This window comes from Kytococcus sp. HMSC28H12, assembly GCF_001816045.1.
Classification (GTDB): Bacteria; Actinomycetota; Actinomycetes; order Actinomycetales; family Dermatophilaceae; genus Kytococcus; species Kytococcus schroeteri.
The window spans coordinates 1-2681 of record NZ_KV824252.1 but is presented as its reverse complement, the minus strand read 5'-3'; the positions used below and the strand labels follow the sequence as shown (position 1 = coordinate 2681).

The 2681-nt window shown below is 72.3% G+C and carries 3 protein-coding genes; all 3 read left to right on the top strand.

The genetic code is table 11. The annotated features are described in order from the left end of the window. Positions 1 to 557: glutamate ligase domain-containing protein (locus tag HMPREF3099_RS00110; protein ID WP_305778339.1), on the top strand; the 557-nt coding region annotated here is incomplete at its 5' end. Then, positions 554 to 1630, top strand: coding sequence for a phospho-N-acetylmuramoyl-pentapeptide-transferase (mraY, locus tag HMPREF3099_RS00105; RefSeq protein WP_070703191.1), 1077 nt, complete (start codon positions 554 to 556; stop codon positions 1628 to 1630). The genes HMPREF3099_RS00110 and mraY, both read left to right, overlap by 4 nt. Next, positions 1630 to 2681, top strand: a 1052-nt coding sequence (murD, locus tag HMPREF3099_RS00100) for a Mur ligase family protein (RefSeq protein ID WP_070703190.1), incomplete at its 3' end; no start/stop codon positions are given. The genes mraY and murD, both read left to right, overlap by 1 nt.

Here is a 2681-nt window from a genome sequence, read left to right as displayed (position 1 = left end):
GGGCCCACATGGCCGCCAACGCGCTGGCCGTGCTGCTGGCCGTGCGCCACGTGGGCGTGCCCGTGGCCGATGCCGTGGCCGCCCTGGGCCGTGCCGAGGCCGTGAGCCGTTGGCGCATGGAGGTCACCGACCGCCCCGACGGCGTGATGGTCATCAACGACGGCTACAACGCCAACCCGGAGTCGATGCGGGCCGCCCTCACCGCCCTGGGTGACATGGCCCACGGCCGCCGCACCTGGGCCGTGCTGGCCGGCATGCTCGAGCTGGGGGAGGCCTCCGAGGCCCGCCACCGCGAGCTGGGGCGCGCGGCGGCCGAGCGCGGCATCGACGTGGTGGTGGTCGTGGGCGACACGGCCCGCCCGGTTGCCGACGGAGTCCACGACTTCACCGCCGACACAGGGCAGGATGGCCCCGAGGTCGTCATCGCCACGGATTCGCAGGAGGCTCGCACCATGCTGGAGGAACGACTGCGTCCCGGGGACGTCGTGTTGTTCAAGTCCTCCCGTGACTCCGGCATGCGCGTGCTGGGCGACCAGGTGGCGGGGGTCGTCGCGTGATCGGCGTCGTCGTCGGCGCCGGGGTGGCCCTGCTGGTCGTGCTGCTGGGCATGCCCACCTTCATCCGCTACCTGCAGGCCAAGCGCTACGGCCAGTACATCCGTGACGACGGGCCCACCTCGCACAACGTCAAGCTGGGCACGCCCACCATGGGCGGCTTCGTCATCCTCGCCGGCGTGGTGGCCGGCTGGGCGTCGGCCCACCTCGCCCTGTGGGAACTGCCCACCTGGTCGAGCTGGCTCATCATGCTGCTGATGCTGGGCATCGGCGCCGTGGGCTTCCTCGACGACTTCACCAAGATCGCCCGCAAGCACAACCTCGGCCTCACGGCCAAGCAGAAGCTGCTCGGGCAGTTCGGCGTGGCCACCGCCTTCGCCGTGCTGGCCCTCACCCGCGAGGACCAGTTCGGCCAGACCCCGGCCAGCACCGCCATCTCGTGGGCGCGCGACACCCCGCTGGACCTCGCGGGCCTCGGCGGCGTGGTCGGCGCGGTGCTCTTCGTGCTCTGGGCCAACCTCGTCATCGGCGGCATGTCCAACGGCACCAACCTCACCGACGGGCTCGACGGCCTGCTCACGGGCCTGGCCGCCATCGTCTTCGCCGCCTACACGCTCATCACCTTCTTCCAGTTCTCGCAGCACTGCGGCACGCACGCCATCGAGGGCTGCTACGAGGTGCGCGACCCGCTGGACCTGGCGATCATCTGCGCGAGCATCGCCGGCGCCTGCATCGGCTTCCTGTGGTGGAACGCCTCCCCGGCCAAGATCTTCATGGGCGACACCGGGTCGCTGGCCATCGGCGCCGCGCTGGCCGGCGTGGCCATCCTGAGCCGCACCGAGCTGCTCGTCGTGGTGCTCGGCGGCGTGTTCGTCATGGAGACGCTCTCGGTGATGATCCAGGTGACCTCGTTCAAGTCCACCGGCAAGCGCGTGTTCAAGATGACCCCCATCCACCACCACTTCGAGCTGCTGGGGTGGCCGGAGGTCAACGTCGTGATCCGCTTCTGGATCCTCGGCGGACTGTTCGTCGGCGCCGGACTGGCGCTCTTCTACACCGATTGGCTGGTGCGCTGATGCCGCGGCTGGTGCCGACCGAGACGGACTTCACCAGCCCGGAGCCGCGCGGTGGTTCCCTGACCAGCCGGGAGGCCGACTGGTCCGGGCTGCGCGTGCTCGTGGTGGGGCTGGGGCTCAGCGGGTTCGCTGCCGCCGACGCGCTGCTCGAGCAGGGTGCGTCCGTGCTCGCCGTGGAGGGCCAGGAGCCCGCCGAGGGGAGCGATCTCGCCGAGCGGGTGCGGCTGCTGGAGATCCTCGGGGCCGAGCTGGCCACCGGTGAGGCGGGCCGGCCGTGGTTCGCCCGGGGCGGGGGTGCCCAGGAGGCCTGCGCCGCGATGCTGGAGCAGGCCGGCACCGAGGTGGTCGTCACCTCGCCGGGCCTGCGCCCGGACACCCCACTGCTGGCCGCGGCCCGCGCTGCCGGTCTGCCGGTGTGGAGCGAGGTGGAGCTCGCCTGGCGGATGCGCCCCGCCGAGGGTGCCGCCCCGTGGCTGTGCGTCACCGGCACCAACGGCAAGACCACCGTGGTGCGCATGCTCACCGCCATGCTGCGGGCCAACGGTGAGGAGGCCGTGGCCGCCGGCAACGTGGGCAAGCCCATCATGGAGGCCATCCTCGACCCGACGCGCCACGGCGCCATCGCGGTGGAGCTCAGCAGCTTCCAGCTGCACCACACGTGGACGGTCTCCCCGCAGGCCTCGGTGGTGCTCAACATCGCCCCCGACCACGTGGACTGGCACGGCTCGCTGGAGGCCTACGCCGGCGACAAGGGCCGCATCCACCACAACACGCAGGTGGCCGCGGTCTACAACGCCCAGGACGAGGTGACCCGCGCCCTGGTGGAGCAGGCCGACGTGGTGGAGGGCTGCCGTGCGGTGGCCTTCTCCGTGGGCACCCCCGGGCTCAGCGAGCTGGGCCTGGTGGAGGACGTGATGGCCGACCGCGCCTTCACCGCCGACCGCGCCACCACCGCCCTGGAGCTGGGCACCCTGGAGGACCTCACCCGCGACGGCGTGCCGCCGGCCCCGCACCTGGTGGCCAACGCGCTGGCCGCCGCAGCCCTGGCCCG